The sequence below is a fragment of the Agrobacterium sp. NPDC058088 genome, from assembly GCF_042885035.1.
Lineage (GTDB): Bacteria > Pseudomonadota > Alphaproteobacteria > Rhizobiales > Rhizobiaceae > Agrobacterium.
On the sequence record NZ_JBHVSU010000016.1, the window covers coordinates 1 to 17,000 of the forward strand.

14 protein-coding genes and 1 pseudogene are annotated in these 17,000 nt (G+C 58.7%); 13 read left to right on the plus strand and 2 right to left on the minus strand.

What is annotated here, in order from left to right; genetic code table 11:
• A pseudogene (locus ACFVTJ_RS24190) lies at nucleotides 1-221 on the minus strand (hypothetical protein); the annotation flags it as partial.
• 210 nt (nucleotides 222-431) lie between these two features.
• Nucleotides 432-1,325, minus strand: coding sequence for a LysR family transcriptional regulator (locus tag ACFVTJ_RS24195; protein ID WP_386911070.1), 894 nt, complete (start codon nucleotides 1,323-1,325; stop codon nucleotides 432-434).
• A 144-nt stretch (nucleotides 1,326-1,469) separates the two neighbouring features.
• Here ACFVTJ_RS24195 and ACFVTJ_RS24200 point away from each other — a divergent pair, with 144 nt between their 5' ends.
• The 13 genes from ACFVTJ_RS24200 to ACFVTJ_RS24260 all read left to right on the plus strand — a co-directional run bounded on the left by ACFVTJ_RS24200 (nucleotide 1,470) and on the right by ACFVTJ_RS24260 (nucleotide 16,998).
• On the plus strand, nucleotides 1,470-2,180 hold the full coding sequence (locus tag ACFVTJ_RS24200) for an SDR family oxidoreductase (protein ID WP_386911113.1): 711 nt from the start codon (nucleotides 1,470-1,472) through the stop codon (nucleotides 2,178-2,180).
• A 16-nt stretch (nucleotides 2,181-2,196) separates the two neighbouring features.
• Complete coding sequence (locus tag ACFVTJ_RS24205) at nucleotides 2,197-3,261, plus strand: SDR family oxidoreductase (protein ID WP_386911071.1); 1,065 nt, start codon at nucleotides 2,197-2,199, stop codon at nucleotides 3,259-3,261.
• A gap of 492 nt (nucleotides 3,262-3,753) precedes the next feature.
• A complete protein-coding gene (locus ACFVTJ_RS24210) occupies nucleotides 3,754-5,031 on the plus strand; it encodes an ABC transporter substrate-binding protein (protein ID WP_386911114.1) in 1,278 nt (425 codons plus the stop codon).
• Nucleotides 5,032-5,260: 229 nt separating this feature from the next.
• Nucleotides 5,261-6,097, plus strand: coding sequence for a helix-turn-helix domain-containing protein (locus ACFVTJ_RS24215; RefSeq protein WP_386911072.1), 837 nt, complete (start codon nucleotides 5,261-5,263; stop codon nucleotides 6,095-6,097).
• Between the two features lie 262 nt (nucleotides 6,098-6,359).
• Complete coding sequence (locus ACFVTJ_RS24220; protein ID WP_386911073.1) at nucleotides 6,360-7,421, plus strand: branched-chain amino acid ABC transporter permease; 1,062 nt, start codon at nucleotides 6,360-6,362, stop codon at nucleotides 7,419-7,421.
• Between the two features lie 14 nt (nucleotides 7,422-7,435).
• On the plus strand, nucleotides 7,436-8,485 hold the full coding sequence (locus ACFVTJ_RS24225) for a branched-chain amino acid ABC transporter permease (RefSeq protein WP_386911074.1): 1,050 nt from the start codon (nucleotides 7,436-7,438) through the stop codon (nucleotides 8,483-8,485).
• Nucleotides 8,486-8,538: 53 nt separating this feature from the next.
• Nucleotides 8,539-9,294: an ABC transporter ATP-binding protein gene (locus tag ACFVTJ_RS24230; RefSeq protein WP_386911115.1), complete on the plus strand. Its 756-nt coding sequence runs from the start codon at nucleotides 8,539-8,541 to the stop codon at nucleotides 9,292-9,294.
• Nucleotides 9,287-11,341 (plus strand): Tm-1-like ATP-binding domain-containing protein, encoded by a 2,055-nt coding sequence (locus ACFVTJ_RS24235; RefSeq protein WP_386911075.1) that lies wholly within the window; start codon nucleotides 9,287-9,289, stop codon nucleotides 11,339-11,341. The genes ACFVTJ_RS24230 and ACFVTJ_RS24235 overlap by 8 nt, the downstream gene beginning before the upstream one ends.
• 73 nt (nucleotides 11,342-11,414) lie before the next feature.
• Nucleotides 11,415-14,756 carry a flotillin domain-containing protein gene (locus ACFVTJ_RS24240; protein WP_386911076.1) on the plus strand — a complete coding sequence of 1,114 codons (3,342 nt, stop codon included), beginning with the start codon at nucleotides 11,415-11,417 and terminating at the stop codon, nucleotides 14,754-14,756.
• A gap of 47 nt (nucleotides 14,757-14,803) precedes the next feature.
• Complete coding sequence (locus ACFVTJ_RS24245; protein WP_386911077.1) at nucleotides 14,804-15,241, plus strand: SRPBCC family protein; 438 nt, start codon at nucleotides 14,804-14,806, stop codon at nucleotides 15,239-15,241.
• Between the two features lie 2 nt (nucleotides 15,242-15,243).
• Nucleotides 15,244-15,687, plus strand: coding sequence for an SRPBCC family protein (locus ACFVTJ_RS24250; RefSeq protein WP_386911078.1), 444 nt, complete (start codon nucleotides 15,244-15,246; stop codon nucleotides 15,685-15,687).
• Nucleotides 15,687-16,511 (plus strand): FAD binding domain-containing protein, encoded by an 825-nt coding sequence (locus tag ACFVTJ_RS24255; protein WP_386911079.1) that lies wholly within the window; start codon nucleotides 15,687-15,689, stop codon nucleotides 16,509-16,511. Before ACFVTJ_RS24250 ends, ACFVTJ_RS24255 begins: the two co-directional genes overlap by 1 nt.
• 4 nt (nucleotides 16,512-16,515) lie before the next feature.
• Nucleotides 16,516-16,998, plus strand: a complete 483-nt coding sequence (locus tag ACFVTJ_RS24260; protein ID WP_386911080.1) for a (2Fe-2S)-binding protein — start codon at nucleotides 16,516-16,518, stop codon at nucleotides 16,996-16,998.
• Nucleotides 16,999-17,000: the final 2 nt, after the last annotated feature.

Genomic DNA, 17,000 nt, shown 5'->3' on the forward strand with positions numbered 1-17,000 from the left:
CCTGAAATAATCGACCGCGTCATGGCCGATGAAATGAAACGCGGCTCATAGCTTCCATCTCTCGACACCCGAAAACGCTTTCGCCGGACGCTCACAACAAGACCGCAAAGTTCGAGCAGATGATGCCAATCACATCCGTTACTTGCGAGGCGGGATGCATCAAAGCTTAAAACGGCACCCACCTTCCCGGCGCACAAGAGCGCGACGAGACGGTCGAAACCGAGGCAGTTCAGCAAGGCCTGTGTGGAACTTCTGTCAAACTGACAAGTTGTGCGGAGTTTCTGCTAAAAGTGATAGTTCACTCAACAAATTTTTCCGAAGGATGGCTTCAGGCCTGAAACCGAGCCGATGGATCGGTGAGGGGCCTGTTCCGTCATTTCGCAGAGCATAAATCGGCAGCTATCGATCTGAGATGTCAGATGTCCGCGTCCTCAGCCCCGCACCGCCAAACCTTCAGCAAGGAATTCCACGAAAGCTTCGGTTCTACGGGAAGGACGCCGGCCGGGCGGATAGATTGCGTAAAGATTGTTTCCTAGGATCGCATAGTCTTGGAGGACTGGTTCCAGCCTTCCGGTCAGAAGATCGTCGCGAATGTCTATGCTAGATTTGAGGACGACACCCGCACCTCCTATCGCCCAATGACGCAGCGTGGCGCCTTCATTCACACTTCTATTTCCGCTAACGCGGACACCAAAATGACGGCCTCCCTCTTGGAAATGCCATATGTTTTGCGCGGAGTCCGGACGCGTCAGAACAAGGCAGTTGTGACGAGCAAGTTCGTCAGGATGTGTGGGACGCCCCATTTTATCCCAATAGGATGGTGATGCGCAGACATGTCGAACGCCTGATGTCAATAATCGCTGGTCTTTGCGTGACGAGCCCAATTGCGCCATTCGCACTCCCAGATCAAATCCGCTCTCAGCCAAGTCTGTAACGGAGTCGCTAAGCATAAGAATGATACTGATCTCGGGTTGGAGCTCGATAAATCCGTCAATGAGAGGCGCGAGGATAGCTCGCCCGAAGTCGACGGTGGCTGTTACCCGTATACTGCCGCGCAGCCGGCCGCTATCTCTGACAGCGTCAGTTGCTTGACGGATTTCAGCCAGGATGCGTCGGGCATCCGTAGAAAAACGTTCACCTTCCTCCGTGAGTGACAGCCGGCGAGTAGTACGCGCTATCAAGTTCGTGCCCAGTACATCTTCCAGTCTCTGAAGGGACATTGTCACCGTGGCCGGTGAAAGCGAAAGTGCCCTCGCCGCGCTCGCTAAGGAGCCGTGATCGGCGATCGCTACGAATATCCTAAGCTGCGCAAGAGAATCTATCATTCAATAATCTCAAATAGTGAAACGAATTTATTGCATATTATTTAGATAAATAAAATCTCCTAGTCTGTATTCGTCGGACCCGGGATGCGTCGATCGTGCTTCGGTGAGCCGAGATAAACGAGGAAAATCTTGGAGATCGAAACTATGCAAACGTTGGCAAATCAGAAGGTCTTGGTGATCGGTGGGAGCTCAGGCATCGGTGAGGCTTCGGCTTCGGCGCTGCAAGCGCTTGGAGCACAGGTTACCATCGCGTCTCGTGACAAGAAAAAGCTGGAAGTTGCGGCTGCACGGATTGGTGGGCAGGTCGGAGCGGACGTTCTGGATACGACCGACACGGTGTCACTAGACGCCTACTTCAGTCGCCACGATGCGTTCGATCATATCGTGATCTCTGCCGCCCAGACACCAGGTGGCCTGGTGCGCTCTCTGCCACTCGAACAGGCTCGCGCTGCGATGGAGAGCAAGTTCTGGGGAGCTTACAATGTAGCGCGTGCAGCGCGGATCAAGGACGGGGGATCTCTCACGCTCGTCTCCGGCTTTCTCAGTGTGCGGCCAGGCGAATGGGTGCTGCAGGGCGCAATCAACGCCGCGCTGGAATCGCTTGGTCGTGGGCTTGCGCTGGAGCTCTCGCCGGTAAGAGTGAACACGGTATCGCCGGGGGTTATCGCGACACCGCTGTGGAGCGGTATGGCCGACACCGATCGCCAGCATATGTTCGATACGACAGCTGCCTCCTTGCCGGCGCGCCGGATCGGCCGTCCGGAAGATGTTGCTAATGCTATCTGCTACCTCGTGACAACACCCTATGCCTCAGGCTCGACTGTGTTGGTCGATGGGGGCGGCGCGATTGCATAACGGCGGAGGATTCGTGATGACCGGAACGCAACAGAACAAGGTCGCGCTCGTTGTTGGCGCGACCGGAATCATTGGCACTGCTCTCGTGCAGACCTTGCTGAGTGCCCCCGGCTGGAATGTCCGGGCATTATCGCGACAACCAGTGTCCGATGTATCAACCATTGGTGCGGATCTCAGCGACCCTTCGGCACTAAAGGCCGCGCTTGCCGCCGCTCGTGACACAACCCATGTGTTCTATGCTGCCTTGGCGCCGCGTCCGACACTGGCCGATGAAAATGCAGTCAACGGCGCCATGCTGCGAAACCTGCTAGATGGGTTGTACGCGGTTGGTGCGCCACTGAGGCGTATCGTTCTTTATCAGGGTGCGAAAGTTTATGGCGTCCATCTCGGACGCGTACCCTCTCCCTTTTACGAAGATGAGAACCCGCGCCACATGGGTCCAAATTTCTACTTCACGCAGCAGGACGAGCTGTGCGACCGTCAGGCGAAGGGTGGACCGGATTGGTCTATTTTACGGCCAGACGTTGTTGTTGGGAATTCGATCGGTAGCTCAATGCATATCGCGATGGTGATCGGTATGTTCGCTGCGCTAACGAAGGCAAGTGGTGCAACCTTTCGCTTTCCGGGATCCAATCGGGTTTATGAGGATGTCTTGGCCCAGATCACGGATGCGAATTCTCTAGCTCGCGCAAGTCTCTGGGCAGCCCAAGCCGACGGAGCTCGAAACGAGGCCTTCAATTACGTCCAAAGTCCGTTTCGCTGGCGACGAATTTGGGAAAGGATCGGCGAAGCGTTCTCCCTTGAATGCGGCCCACCGATGCCTCTCAGGCTCGCTAATCACATGGCAGATAAGGCCGATATGTGGGGAAAAATGGTGAGGAACAGCGGCTTGCTAGAGAGGCCTTTTAGCGATGCCGTAGGATGGCCTTTCGGTGACTTTGTTTTCAACACCGAGTTTGACATGGTGTCTGACATGGGCAAAATTCGCCGTGCGGGCTTTCACGAGGATCCCGATCCTGCCGCATCGCTCATCAATGCAATCCGACAGTTGCAGGAGATGAGAGCCCTGCCTCGATTATGAGTGTCTCGTCATCGGACATTTTGTGCTTCTAAGCGTTGTTTTGTCCGGCGGCCGAGGTCGTCGGCAAGAGATTGCACGTCCAAATGAGAAGTGCCGGTGAGCTTGAGACGGCCCGCAAGTCGCAGTTCAGTGTAAACTTACAAGTGCGGTCAGAGTCGCATTAAAGCGACTTTCGAAATGCTGGTCGAGGCAAAACGCTTAGTCCGCAGGAAACGATGATCGAGGAAAGTACGCAGATCGCGAGGTATCGGGCCGGGCGCCCATACATTACAACTTCCTGAGTTGATCGCTGCTTTGTTCAACGATGACGCTGGGTCGATCCATCTGTTTGAGATCTCGCAGGATGCCAGCAAAAACCGAAGGGATTTGAAGCCGAACCAGCTCAAAAACCGACGCAATGGCAAGTGAAAAGACGCTGCGTGTATGATGTCGCGCAGATTTTCAGCTCTGCTGGGTCGCTGTCTAGTCAATCGCGACATGGGAGGAGCGAACATGAATCGGACTAAGAAATCGGCTACAACTGTACTCGGAGGTGTTGCCTTTTGCATCGCAACCTGCGTTGGGGTGTCTTCTGTTTCGGCCGCTGACAAGATCAAGGTCGGTGTGCTGGCAAGCTTGGAAGGACCGCTGACCGCTCTAGGTGAAGACGGGGTGAGGGGATTTCAGACTGCTCTTAAAGGACACAACGCGAAAGCGGGTGGTCGTGAGATCGACGTCGTAATCGCAGCTTCCGACGCCACACCGGACTCAGCGCTGCGGGCTGTCAGAAAGCTTGTGGAACAGGACAAGGTCGATATCGTGATCGGCCCCGTCTCCGGCGACGAAGGCATTGCCGTCAAGGAATATGCCAAGACCCATTCCGGGGTGACTTTCATCAATGGCGATTCCGCTGCGCAGGAAACAACCTTCCCGGACCCGGCTCCGAATTACTTCCGTTTCAATGGCGACGGAGCGCAGTGGATGTCCGGCCTTGCCGACTACATCTACAATGACAAGGGTTATAAATCAATCGCTGTGCTGGGAGACGACTATTCCTTCCCCTATACTCAGGTCTTCGGCCTGACGATCGAATACTGCTCACTGGGAGGCAAGATAGAGGATAAATTCTGGGCGCCTCTCGGAGCCAAGGACTATTCCTCGATCATCGCTGCGCTCCCCGATACCGTCGATGCGATTTTTGTCGCGCTCGGCGGGTCGGACGCCGTAAACTTCACGAACCAGTACCAGCAGGCTGGCGGGACCGCGAAGTTGATCGGCGGCGCCATCATGGTCGATCAGACAGTTCTTTCTGCCAAGGGTGAAGCGAAAAAGGCATTGCTCGGAACGGTTTCTTCGGGGCAGCAGGCCGACACCTGGGACAATCCGAAGTGGCAGGCTTATGTGAAGGCCTACCAGGACGCATTCCCAGCCGACAAGCGATTTCCGACGCCATCCGGTATCGCGACGGGATATTACAATGCGGCGCTCGCCGCATTCACGGCCTTGGATACGGTCAAGGGTGATCTGAGCGACGGGCATAAAAAGTTTCGTGAGACGCTTTCGACTATGACGCTCGATGCGCCCAATGGCGAGATCAAGCTCGACAAGAATCGACAGGCTGTAGTGACCAACTTTGTGACTGAGGTCGTCGAGGATTCGAACGGGAATCTGGTCAACAAGCTTGTCAAGACCGTTCCGAATGTCACGCAGACGCTTGGAATGGATGCTGCCGAGTACACCAAGATCGGCGCTCCTACGCGAAACGGCATCGAGTGCAAGAAATATCTCTAAGGCTCTCCCAAGCCCGACTGCGGCCGGCGTCGGAATCGACGTCGGCTGCTTTTTTGACCAACGGCTTGGCTCATATGTCAAATCACCGACCGGACAGAGGTAGGGTATTTTTTACATAGAGTATCATTCTTGCTCGGCTTTGCAGCAGATGACTTGAAAACAAGCAAAATCGGGATGTATGATCGATTTCCCTCGAGGAGGAGGGAGAGGCAGAGGAGGAGTTGCCTCAATGACAAAAGCAATTGGAGTGTATCACGGACCTTTTGGCCGCGCTACCCTGTTCCATCTAGACCGAGCGATTATACCGCATGCGCATAGGGAAGGGCACTTGCTCTTTCACGTTTGTGGCTCGGAAGGTCGTATCCGGATAAACGGCGTCGACAATGCGATAACCCCGACCGAAGCGGTGGCGGTCAACCCGTGGGAACTCCACGAGTATAAGCCAGACACAAGCCAAGGCCAGTATATCGTCGTTCTGTATATTCGGCCAACCTGGTTCAACTCGCGCCAGAGCGAATTCGGTGCCTTGAGATTTGCATCGACCCAGTTTTCGGTAACGCCGGATATTGGTTATCGGGTCAATCAGCTTGCCGAACTGCTTGCCAGTAACACGCGCGAGGAAGAGATCGACTGTCTTTTGTATGATCTGACCAGAGCGTGCTTTATCACCTCGTACCGTACTGCTGCGGAGAGATCGCAGGGAGACAATTATTCCAGCAACGATTTCCGTGTCAGGAAGTCTATGGTCCTGATGTCGGAACGCCTTGATCGGGAACTCGACGTCGCGCAGCTCGCCACGGATTCAGGATTGTCGCGTCCACATTTCTTCAAGCTTTTCCGAGCCCAGATGGGCATTACGCCGAAACTGTTCTGGAATACGCTACGGCTTGAAAAGGCCTTCGGGGAACTGGTCGAGACGCCGAAGCCGATTTGTGACATTTCCTACGATCTCGGGTTCTCGTCTCAAAGCAGCTTTTCACGCTTTTTCTGTCTGAACACGGGAATGGCTCCGACCGACTACCGCCGGGTCGGTCATGTCATTTCCGGCGGAGGCATGGCCGCTTAGGCCGGATCCACATTGCTTTCGCTTTTCGAAACCCTGCCACTGAAAAGCCGGCAGGGTTTTTCTTTGTGCTGCTTCGACTAGGCGGCCTCGAACTTCATTCCAGGCGTCATTTGAGAAGACGCTATGACAAACACGCCCTAACCGTTGGCGCTAACATCTCTCCATATTGCCTAACCCGGCCAGCCGGCGGTGATTTTTGGGAGGAATGATCAATGATCGGTACGGCCTTTGTCGCCCTATTCGCCTGCGCGGAGTTTTTCGCATGACGGATCTCGCAGGGGCGGCCGCCGCGGCGGCTAGGCATCGCGGACGGTTCTCGATATGGATAGAGCGCCATCCCGTCCGGACTAGCGTCTTCGCGATCCTTGTCCTCCTCTTTTTGTTTGCGGTGTTTGCTCCCTGGTCTCCAGGTCTCGAATCCGTATTCGGACGCAAGCGCATCTTCGTCTCGGCGATCATGAACGGGCTGACGCTCGGCGCACTCTACTTCGTCGTCGCGAGCGGTTTCACATTGATCTTCGGGTTGATGCAGAACGTCAATCTCGCGCACGGCTCCCTTTACGCACTCGGCGGATACATTGGATATGAGGTTGCGACTGCGTCGGGATCGTGGGCGCTGAGCTTCATCGTATCATTCCTTGCGATCGCGTTTGCTGGCGTTCTGCTGCAGTTCTTGGTCTTTCGCCGCATGGAGGGCGAGGTACTTCGCCAGACCATGGTTACCATCGGTATTTCGATCGTCGCAGGCGATGCGATGCTTTGGATCTGGGGTGGCGGCTTCTACCAGATAGAGGCGCCCCGCTGGCTGTCCGGGGCCACGCAACTTCCCATCGTCATCGCGATGAAATCCGATGGCTCGGCGGTCTATCTCGGCTATCCTCTCATCCGTGTCGCGGTGCTCCTTGCATCAATCGTTCTTGGCGTCGCCATATGGCTCGTTCTGAACCGCAGCCGCATCGGCATGCTGGTCCGGGCCGGTGTCGATGATCGCCAGATGCTGGCGGCGACGGGGGTCAGGGTTCAACTGCTTTTCGTTTCGGTCTTCGCGTTCGGCGCAGGACTTGCAGGACTTGCCGGCGTGATCGGCGGTACTGTCCAGGCGCTCGGCCCCGGTGAGGATATCCGTTTTCTCCTCGCCTCTCTCGTCGTCGTTATCGTCGGCGGCATGGGCTCCATTACCGGTGCCGCGCTGGGGGCGCTGATCGTCGGTCTCGCGGAGCAATTGGGCTCCGTCTATATCCCCACCTACGCGGCCATGATCACATTTCTCATCATGGTGGTCGTCCTCGCCATCCGCCCGCAGGGCATCATGGGGCGGGCTTGAAGATGGCGAACGTTATGTCCACTACCGGAAACACTCCAACAGAACGGCTCGAAGCCTGGTTTAAGTCTGTCCATCCCGCCGCCTGGTGCGTCGGAGCGGCTCTCGTTCTGGCGCCCACATATAGCAGCGACTTCATCCTCACGCAGATTTTCTGCTGGGCCTTCATCCTTGGAACGATCGGGCTGAGCCTTATGTTTCTCGCCGGCTATGGCGGCATGGTCTCGCTGGCACAGATGACGACCGCGGGCGCGGCAGGCTATGCGGTCGCCTTGCTCGGCCCGAGCGGCTCCGCTGTCAGCCTCGCGCTTTCGGCATGGATATACATTCCTCTGTCGATCATCTGTGCGATGGTCCTCGGTATGGTGGTGGGTGCGGTTTCGGTTCGCACCCAGGGCATCTACACCGTTATGATCACGCTTGCGATCTCTGCCGCCTTCTTCTATTTCACCAGCCAAAACCAGGAAGTCTTCAATGGGTCGCGGGGCTTCAACGCCATCACCGCCCCCAAGGTCTTTGGCGTCGACTGGCAGTCGTCCATTCCTTTCTACTACCTGTCGCTTTGCATTGCCTTCCTGACGTTCCTGCTTGTAACCTACGTTTCGCGCACGCCGTTCGGCCTCGCCTTGCAAGGAATCCGCGACAATCCCCGACGCATGGGTTCTCTCGGTTTCAATGTCACGGCCCATCGTGTGCTCGCCTATGCCATGTCGGCCTTCATCGCTGCACTCGGTGGCGTGCTGCTTGTCTGGTTCAACCGGCAAATCTCTCCCGGGACGGTGGCGATCGGTCCGGCAATCGACATCCTCGTCGTTGCCGTGGTCGGTGGACTGACCCTTCCGATCGGCCCGTTCATCGGTGCCTTCATCTTCGTTCTGCTGCGAACCTTCGCCCTTGATATCTTCCAGGCCTTCGGCTTCACCTCGATGCGGTTCAATCTCCTGGTAGGGCTGGGCTTCCTTGCAATCGTGATGTTTTCACCAGATGGCGTCCTCGGCCTCTGGAAGAGATGGCGCCACCTGATCGACCGCCGAACGCTCAGCGGTTTGCAGGAGACCAAGCCATGAGCGCAATCGTGACCGCCCACCAAGGCCATGCCCTCACATCCACGTCGGCCAGCATGGCCAACGCGCTCGAACTGCGCGGCGTCACCAAACGGTTCGGGGCTCTCGCGGCCCTGACCGAAATCACCCTGTCCGTGAAGCCGGGCGAGCGTCGGGCGGTTCTGGGTTCGAACGGCGCGGGAAAGACCACGTTGTTCAACTGCATCACCGGCGATTTCCTGCCGACCAGCGGCACGATCCGATTCTTCGGTGAGGATGTCTCGGCCTTCCCAGCCTACGAGCGCATTCGGCGCGGCCTGCGCAGAACCTACCAGATTTCGCTTCTGTTCGGTGGATTGTCGGTCCTGGATAACATCTATCTTGCCGGTCGCGGTGCATCCCGGTCGCGCTTTTCGCTTCTGAGGCCCGGTCGCGACGACGCCGTCATGCATTCGGCCGAGCAACTCGTGGACGCCGTGCATCTTCGCGATGTCGCCCGCGAGCAGGTCGCCAATCTCAGCTACGGCCAGCAGCGACAACTCGAAATCGCCATGGCTCTTTCCGGGGCCCCCCGCTTCATTCTGTTCGACGAGCCTGCCGCCGGCCTCTCCCCGACCGAACGGCGCGATCTCATATCGATCCTGCTGTCGCTGCCGCAACACATCGGCTTCGTCATCATCGAGCATGACATGGACGTTGCCTTGCGCGTCTCCGAAAGCGTCACGATGATGCACAACGGCCGCATCTTCAAGGAAGGCAAGCCCCAAGAGATCGAATCCGATCCGGAGGTTCAGGCGCTTTATCTCGGCGGAGGAGCACACCAGCATGGTTGACCGCACCTCCGCAGTCGCACTCGAAGTGCGCGGCCTGCACGTCTATTACGGCCAGTCGCACGCCTTGCAGGGTGTCGACCTCAGCCTCAAGAACGGAGTTCTGTCCGTCGTCGGGCGCAACGGGATGGGAAAAACCACCCTTTGCAAGGCGATCATGGGCATGGTCCCCGTCTCTAGCGGGACGATCAATTTCGCCGGGCAAAACCTCATTGGTAAGACGCCGACGGAAATCGCCCGTCTCGGTATCGGCTACGTTCCGCAGGGACGGCGTCTGTGGCGATCGCTTTCGGTCGATGAGCACCTGCGCCTGATGCAGAAGCCGAAAGGCGCTTGGTCGGTCGACCGGATCTATGCCACCTTCCCCCGGCTTGCGGAACGCAAGAGCAATGGCGGGGCTCAGCTTTCCGGCGGCGAACAGCAGATGCTGGCGATTTCCCGCGCGCTTCTCCTTAACCCCAAGCTGCTGGTGATGGACGAGCCGACCGAGGGCCTGGCGCCTGTCATCGTCGATCAGGTTGCGGACATGCTGGTTCGCATCGGCAGTGAGGGCGACATCGACGTCCTGGTAATCGAGCAGAATATCGGCGTGGCGACCTCGGTATCAGATGAAGTCGCGGTCATGGTGAACGGTCGTGTCAGCCGCGTGATGCAGTCGCATTTACTTGCTTCTGACAAGGAGCTTCAGCAGCGCCTGCTCGGTGTAGGACGACACGGGAACGAGGGCGAGTCTGTCCAGGAGCAGGCTACGTCGCCGGTAGGCCGACACACAGTGCGGGCGCCGGATCGCATCTTTCAATCGAATCCTTCGACTCCTACCCGCTGGGCGAAGCTGCCTTCGGTACGCACCTTGGAGCAATTGGCGCGGACGGTCACGGCCGCACCGGTTATTCAGAAGTTGTCCGGCGTGCCAACACGCTTTTCCAATCCGGCCGTCAATCGTCTAGTGCTGATTGTCGGCGCCATGAATCGCCGGCCCGAGGAGCTTCGCTTCGTGAGCGCGCAGCTCAAGGAGCATGGAGTCCCCACACAGATCGTCGATCTCTCCGATACCCAGGGAGATGGCCAAGCCTTCCGGCGCATCGTTGATGGGCAGGGAGCGGTCGCAGGTGCGATCGGCATTGCCGGTCTCGACGACGGCGTTGACATCGCAGCGGGCCTGGCCGGATTAGTCTTGGCCGCACCGAAACTTCTGCTGTGCCCGGCAACGCTTCGCTCTGGATCGGCCTGTGCGGAAGGTGCCGGCATCACAATGATGCCCACGCTGGCCGAGACCTTTGGCGTCACCAGGCTCAATCGGGACATCCTGCGCAGGGCGGCCATGGCGATGGTGGGGATGGTGAATTCCGGGCCTCGACAACAGGACGAACAGCCGGCCGCGATGCCGGTTCTTGCAGTCACCCGGTTTGCCGGCACGGACAGGGTCGCGGATCTTGTGTCACGAAAAGCCAAGCAATTTGATGTCTGGGGATTTTCCGCCGACGGTGTCGGAAGCTCGATCATCCCCCGATTGTGTGCGGAAGGCCGTATCGACATCCTTGCTGATCTCTCGATGATGGATATCGCAGACTTTGTCTGTGGTGGGACAGCGCCATGCGATCGTCTTGCGATCGGCGCAGTCGACTATTTCGGCACCTGCGGCGGCCTCGACACCGTTCGGCTTGACGCCGTTACGGCGGCGGCGGCAGGCCAGCGCGGACGCAAGGTGTTTCCTTTGTCCGGGAGTCTTTGGGGCATGCGCGTACTGCCCGAAGAAGCATCCGCGATCGGCCGTCATATCGGTAACGCCCTCAATGCGATGAGTGGCAGAATATACCTGTATTGGCCCGAGAGAGGTCTTTCGGAAGCGGATCGCATCAGAGGAGCGGCGGCAGACCCTCAAGCTGATGCAGCCCTATTGTCGGCTTTGGAAAGAACACTTCGAAAGACTGCATCACGACAGCTCATCAAGGTGCCATTCAGCGCCAACGATCCAAAACTCGCCGACATAGTGGTCAGCGATATGCCTGGCGAAGCCAAGTCGCTCCGCCTGACCAGGGCGCATCGATGATCTGCGAACCGGTATTCAGTATCAATCGAAAGCGCTGTTCTCGGCGCGTCAACAGTAATTAACGGAGGCAGCCTTGACCGGGGAAATGATCGGCCAACTCGTGCTTTGGCTCATTGTAGCGATCATCGCCATCTTCATCCTCTATTGGGTGATGAACTGGCTGTATCGTCGTTCGACCAAGGAGATTTCGTTTATCCGGACCGGCTTTCTTGGCGAGAAGGTCGTCATTGACGGGGGCGCCTTCGTGTGGCCCATCGTGCATGACATTACGCCGGTGAACATGAACACGCTGCGGCTCGCCGTCAGGCGTGAGCGTGACGAGGCGCTGATCACGAAGGACAAGATGCGCGTTGATGTCGATGCGGAATTCTTCGTCCGCGTCGCACCGACCCACGAGGCCGTGTCCAAGGCCGGTGCGACGCTGGGGCGCCGCACGCTTGAACAGGACGGACTGAATTCGCTGCTATCCGGTAAGCTCGTTTCCGCCTTGCGCACCGTCGCCTCGAAAATGAACATCGAGGAAATTCATGAAGACCGCGGGGCCTATGTCGAGCGCGTGCGCGAAGCGGCACAACTCGTCCTCACTCCGAACGGTCTGGATCTTGAAAGCGTGGCTCTGCTCGACCTTGATCAGACGGATCTCGAATACTTCAATCCGTCCAACCGTTTCGACGCTGAGGGCCTAACTCGCATCATCGAGCAGGTCGAGGCGAAGAGAAAACTGCGCAATGATATCGAGCAGGACTCGGTTATCCTGATCCGGACACGCAATCTCGAGGCCGAACGCCAAGCGCTTTCTATCGAGAGGCAGAGCGAACAGGCCCGCCTGGAGCAGGAGCGTGAAATCGAGTTTCTGCGCGCCCAGCAGCGCGCGGAGCTGGCCAGAGAGAGGGCTGAACGCGAGACCGATGCCGAGAGGGCACAGATCCTGGCGCGTGACGTCATCGAACGCGCGCGCATCACCAATGAGCAAAGCATTTCCGAAGCGCGCATAGCTTCCGAGCAGGAAGTCCGTCGCCGCGAACTCGACCGGCAGAAGATCATCGAGGCAGAAGAGATCGCGACCAAGCAGTCCATCGAAAAGGCACGACTGGTACAGGAACAGATCATTTCGGAAGAACGCATCCGCACGCGTCACGCCACGGAGGCCGCGGACATCAGCGCCAAGGAAGCGATCGAGCGGGCAAGGATAGCCCAGGAGCGCGCCGTCACCGAGGCCCGCATCGAGCAGGAACGCGAGACCCAAACCCTCGAGATCGAGCGCCGGCGTGTGATCGACCAAAAGACGATTGCTGCATCGGAAGAGACCGAAATGGCGCGTCTTGCTCAGGAACGCATCTTGACCGATGCGAGGATCAGCCAGGAAGAGCAGACCCGTCGTCGCGAGATCGAGCGCAACCGTACGATCGACGAGGCCGAGATCACCGCACGCGAAAAGACCGAAAAGCAGCGGATTGCACAGGAGAAAGCAGTCAACTCCGAGCGCATCGCCACAGACCGGGCTATCCGCAACCTCGAGATAGAGCGGAAAAAGACACTGGACGAAGCTCAGATCGTCGCCCAGCGATCAGTCGATGCTGCCAGCATCGAACGGGATAGGGTGATTGCAGCCGAACGGATCGCGGCCGACCAGACCACGCGGACATTGGAGATCGAACGCGACAAGCTGATCGATACGACCCGCATCACGGCTCGCGAGCTGACGGAAGCTGCTCGTATAGAACAGGAGCGTCGGAACCGTGAACTCCAGATCGCCCAGAATCAGGCGTTGGACGCTGCCGAAACAGCGGCACGGGCAGCGGTTGAAGCGGATCGGATTGCTCATGACACGAAAATCAACGTTGACCGTATCCTGTCGCAGGAAACCACGGACGCGCATGAGGTTGCTCGCAAGCAGGCCCTCCTGACCGCGGAGATCGCTTCGAAGGAAGCCACCGAGGCAGCCCGCATCGCACAGGAAAAGAAGGTTGCCGCAGATCGCATCGCTTTTGAACAGGCGACCCGCGAGCTGGAAATCGCCCGTAACAAGGCACTGGACGAGGCGGAAGTGGCTTCCAAGGCTGCGGTCGAGGCAGCGCGTATTGCCAGGGAGCGCTCACTGGCTGTTGATCGGATCGCCAGCGATGAGGAAACCCGCGAGCGCGAGGTCAAAAAGACAAGGGCTATTGAGGCCGCGCAGATCGCTGCCGACGAGGCGATAGACGCCGCACGTATTGCCCGTGAAAAGGTCATCGCAGCAGAACGGATCGCTGCGGAGCAGGAAACCAAGGCGCGCGAAATCGCCAGCAGCCAGTCTGTCGAGGAGCTCGATCTCAAACGGCGCCAGAAAATCGAGGGCGACAGGATCGCGGTCGAACTGGAGATCGAAAAGAAGCGCGTTTCAAGTACGCAGGTCCGCGAGGTCGTCGATATCGAACGCCGTCGCCAGGTCGAGCAAGCGGAACAGGAGCGCATCATCAGCCTCGCCACCAAGAGGGTCGAGCGTGCGGCGGCCGACGCTCAGGTTCGACAGGCGGAGATCGTGGCCCAGCGCGATATCGACAAAAGCGAGGTCTCCCGCGAACAGGTCCTCGATGCCGCACGGCTCGAGCGCAAGCGTTCGCTGGAACAACTGGATATCGCCCGCATGCAGGCTCTGCGCGAGGCGGAAATCAGTTCGCAGGAAGAGATCGAGCGTGCAAGGATCGCATCCGAACGCGGTCTCGACGAAGCTCGCATCGGTCACCAGACCGAGCGTCGAAAACTAGAGATTGGGCGCGAAAAGGCGGTCGAATCCGCTCAGATGGACAAGGCGATCGTTCTTTACCAGCTGTCGCTCGAACAGTCCGCCGCCCAAACGGCAGCCGAGATCGCAAGAGCGCGCGTCGCCGAGGCGGAAGAGCAGGTGAAAACTGCTCGCGAGACGGAAGAGGCGAAGCGCCGGCGGAGCGTCGATGTCGTGCTCGCCGAGAAGGCGGCCGACGAGAAGAGGATCGCTGCGGAAGCCGACAAGGTCCGCGCGGCTGTCGAGGCAGAGGCTCAGCGCCTGATCAACGAGGCGGAAAACGTACTGACGGACGGTGCACGCATGTCTCTGTTCCGCCGCAAGATGCTCGAGCACGTCGAGGGTATCGTTTCGGCTTCTGTCAAGCCGCTGGAGAAAATCCAGGACATTCGCATCATGCAGCTCGACGGGATCGGCGGTGGAGGCGATGCTTCTTCCCGCAATGCGACGGACGAGGTCATCAACTCCGCGCTACGATACCGGGTGCAGGCGCCGCTGGTGGACAGCCTTCTGTCCGACATCGGGATCGAGGGCTCTAACCTCTCCAAGATGGGTGGGCTGATCCGCGATGCCAGCGATATCCAACGCGTCGCCAAGGATGCAGAAAAGTCACCCCGCGGCGGCAAACCCGACGGAAAACAGGAAGGCTGAACGATCAGCCTTCCAATTCCAAAATTCGACCATCCGGAGCATCGAAAATGGCACGGGCGTATGTTTCATCCGTCATCAAAGCCCCAGCCGACAAGGTCTGGGCCAGGGTACGCAACTTCAACGGACTGCCGTCCTGGCATCCCCGGTTCCGGGAGAGCCGGATCGAGAATGCGGAACCGGCCGACAAGGTCGGCTGCATCCGGGAAATCCATCTCCAGAACGGTGAGCGCATCCGCGAGCAGCTTCTGGGTCTTAGCGACTATGACCTCTTCTGCAGCTACGGCATCCTCGAAAGCCCGATGGCGATTACCGACTATGTCGCAACCCTGCGGGTCATGCCGGTCACAGACGGAGACCGGACATACATCGAATGGACCGCCGATTTCGGTTGCGAGCCTAATGCCGAACCGGATCTGGTAGCCCGGCTCGAGCAGTCGGTGTTCCAGCCCGGCTTCGATGCCCTCAAGCGTCATTTCGGAGGCTGATTATGGTTCGTGTCGTTCGCAGCACGATTGTCGATGCGACGCCGGACAACGTCTGGGCCGTTATCCGCGCCTTTGGGGAAGTATCGCACTGGCATTCGGCGTATGCCGAAACCACGATTGAACGGGGCGCAGGCGGCGACGTTATCGGGGCCGTTCGCAAGGTGAAACTCGCAGATGGCGGCGAGTTCAGCGAGCAGCTTCTCACGCTGTCCGACGTCGATCTGTCGCTCACGACATGCCTGCGCGAAACGACTGTCCCGTTGTTCAACTACATCGCCCATACCCGACTCGGTTACATCACCGACGGCCAGCGAACCTTCTGGGAATGCGATTGCCGTTTCGACACCCCGGCGGCACGCCAGGAGGAACTGACGACACTGGTTTCCCAAACCCTTCTGGAAGCTGGCTTCGTGGCCATGCGCCAACGTCTCGGACTGGAGGTATAATGCCGATTTCACTGGAAACGTACGACAGGGTCGATCTTGCAGCCGACGCACTGGCGGCAGCTCGCGACGCGCGCGTGCTGGGTGGCGGAACGCTGCTGATGCGGGCAATTAATTACGGCGACCAGACTTTCGGGCGGGTCATTCGCTCAACCGATCCGGCACTAAATGAAGTGTCCTTCGACGGCCGCCGGATCCGGATCGGCGCACGGCTCACGATGGCCGGAATTATGAGGGAGCAGAATCTCGATTTCCTCGCGCCCGCCGCCCGTCTGGTCGGAGGCCCGGCGATCCGCAACGTGGCGACGCTTGGCGGAAACCTGTTTGCGCCGCATCCCTACGGTGACCTCGCCACCGCGCTTCTGGTCCTGGACTGCAAGGTCCAGGTCGCCGCGCGCGGCGTGCGCAGCGAATATGCGCTGGAAGAACTGCTCCAGGGGCGCGACCGCGGACCGCAACCCTTCGTTGCTTCCGTTACGATCGACCGCCCGGGCGCCGGCGAATTCCGTTACCTGAAAGTTTCGCGGGTCAAGCCAAAGGGGATTGCGGTCATAACGATTGCGGCCTGGCTACCGGTTTCGGCTGGCCGCATCGCCGGGGCCAGGATCGCCTATGGCGCCATGGCTTCCACCCCCGTGCGCGTGCCAGCGGTCGAGCGGGCGCTCGAAGGCCGCACACTGAATGAAACAGGAATTTCACTGGCCCTGGCGGCAGCGACCGAGGGCATCGAACCGCCCACGGATGCACTGGCAAGCACCTGGTATCGCAAGCAGGTCGCGCCCGTCCATCTCAAGCGGCTGCTGATGCAACAAGCAAAGACGAGATGAGACGATGAACAAAACACCTGTGCAATGCCGCCTCAATGGCTCCGATGTCGCCGCTTTCGCCGATCCGGGCGAAAATCTCCTGGATTTCCTGCGCCGCAGGGTCGGGGATCTTTCGCCGAAATACGGTTGCGGGCAGGGCACCTGCGGAACCTGTACCGTGATCATCGACGGCGAGCTTCGGCTCAGTTGTCTGACATTCGCGGAAACGGCAAGCGGATGTGAAGTGAGAACGACCGGCGGCCTGAACCGTGGCGGAAAGCTGTCAGCGCTTCAGACGCACTTTATGGATGGCTTCGCGGCCCAATGCGGCTTTTGCACGCCCGGCATGCTGATGGCGGCGACCGTGCTTTTGGAGCGTAACCCCGCACCGTCCCGGAAGGATGTCGAGGAGGCGATCTCCGGCAACATCTGCCGCTGTACCGGCTACGAGCCGATCATCGATGCCATCCTTAAGGCCGCCGATGAAATGCGCCGCTCCAACCGTTGAGA

What these genes read in the sequence shown, in the direction of transcription:
- ACFVTJ_RS24195 (WP_386911070.1), bottom strand. Translation starts at nt 1,325, where the DNA reads ATGATAGATTCTCTTGCGCAGCTTAGGATATTCGTAGCGATCGCCGAT.
- ACFVTJ_RS24200 (WP_386911113.1), top strand. Translation starts at nt 1,470, where the DNA reads ATGCAAACGTTGGCAAATCAGAAGGTCTTGGTGATCGGTGGGAGCTCA.
- ACFVTJ_RS24205 (WP_386911071.1), top strand. Translation starts at nt 2,197, where the DNA reads ATGACCGGAACGCAACAGAACAAGGTCGCGCTCGTTGTTGGCGCGACC.
- ACFVTJ_RS24210 (WP_386911114.1), top strand. Translation starts at nt 3,754, where the DNA reads ATGAATCGGACTAAGAAATCGGCTACAACTGTACTCGGAGGTGTTGCC.
- ACFVTJ_RS24215 (WP_386911072.1), top strand. Translation starts at nt 5,261, where the DNA reads ATGACAAAAGCAATTGGAGTGTATCACGGACCTTTTGGCCGCGCTACC.
- ACFVTJ_RS24220 (WP_386911073.1), top strand. Translation starts at nt 6,360, where the DNA reads ATGACGGATCTCGCAGGGGCGGCCGCCGCGGCGGCTAGGCATCGCGGA.
- ACFVTJ_RS24225 (WP_386911074.1), top strand. Translation starts at nt 7,436, where the DNA reads ATGTCCACTACCGGAAACACTCCAACAGAACGGCTCGAAGCCTGGTTT.
- ACFVTJ_RS24230 (WP_386911115.1), top strand. Translation starts at nt 8,539, where the DNA reads ATGGCCAACGCGCTCGAACTGCGCGGCGTCACCAAACGGTTCGGGGCT.
- ACFVTJ_RS24235 (WP_386911075.1), top strand. Translation starts at nt 9,287, where the DNA reads ATGGTTGACCGCACCTCCGCAGTCGCACTCGAAGTGCGCGGCCTGCAC.
- ACFVTJ_RS24245 (WP_386911077.1), top strand. Translation starts at nt 14,804, where the DNA reads ATGGCACGGGCGTATGTTTCATCCGTCATCAAAGCCCCAGCCGACAAG.
- ACFVTJ_RS24250 (WP_386911078.1), top strand. Translation starts at nt 15,244, where the DNA reads ATGGTTCGTGTCGTTCGCAGCACGATTGTCGATGCGACGCCGGACAAC.
- ACFVTJ_RS24255 (WP_386911079.1), top strand. Translation starts at nt 15,687, where the DNA reads ATGCCGATTTCACTGGAAACGTACGACAGGGTCGATCTTGCAGCCGAC.
- ACFVTJ_RS24260 (WP_386911080.1), top strand. Translation starts at nt 16,516, where the DNA reads ATGAACAAAACACCTGTGCAATGCCGCCTCAATGGCTCCGATGTCGCC.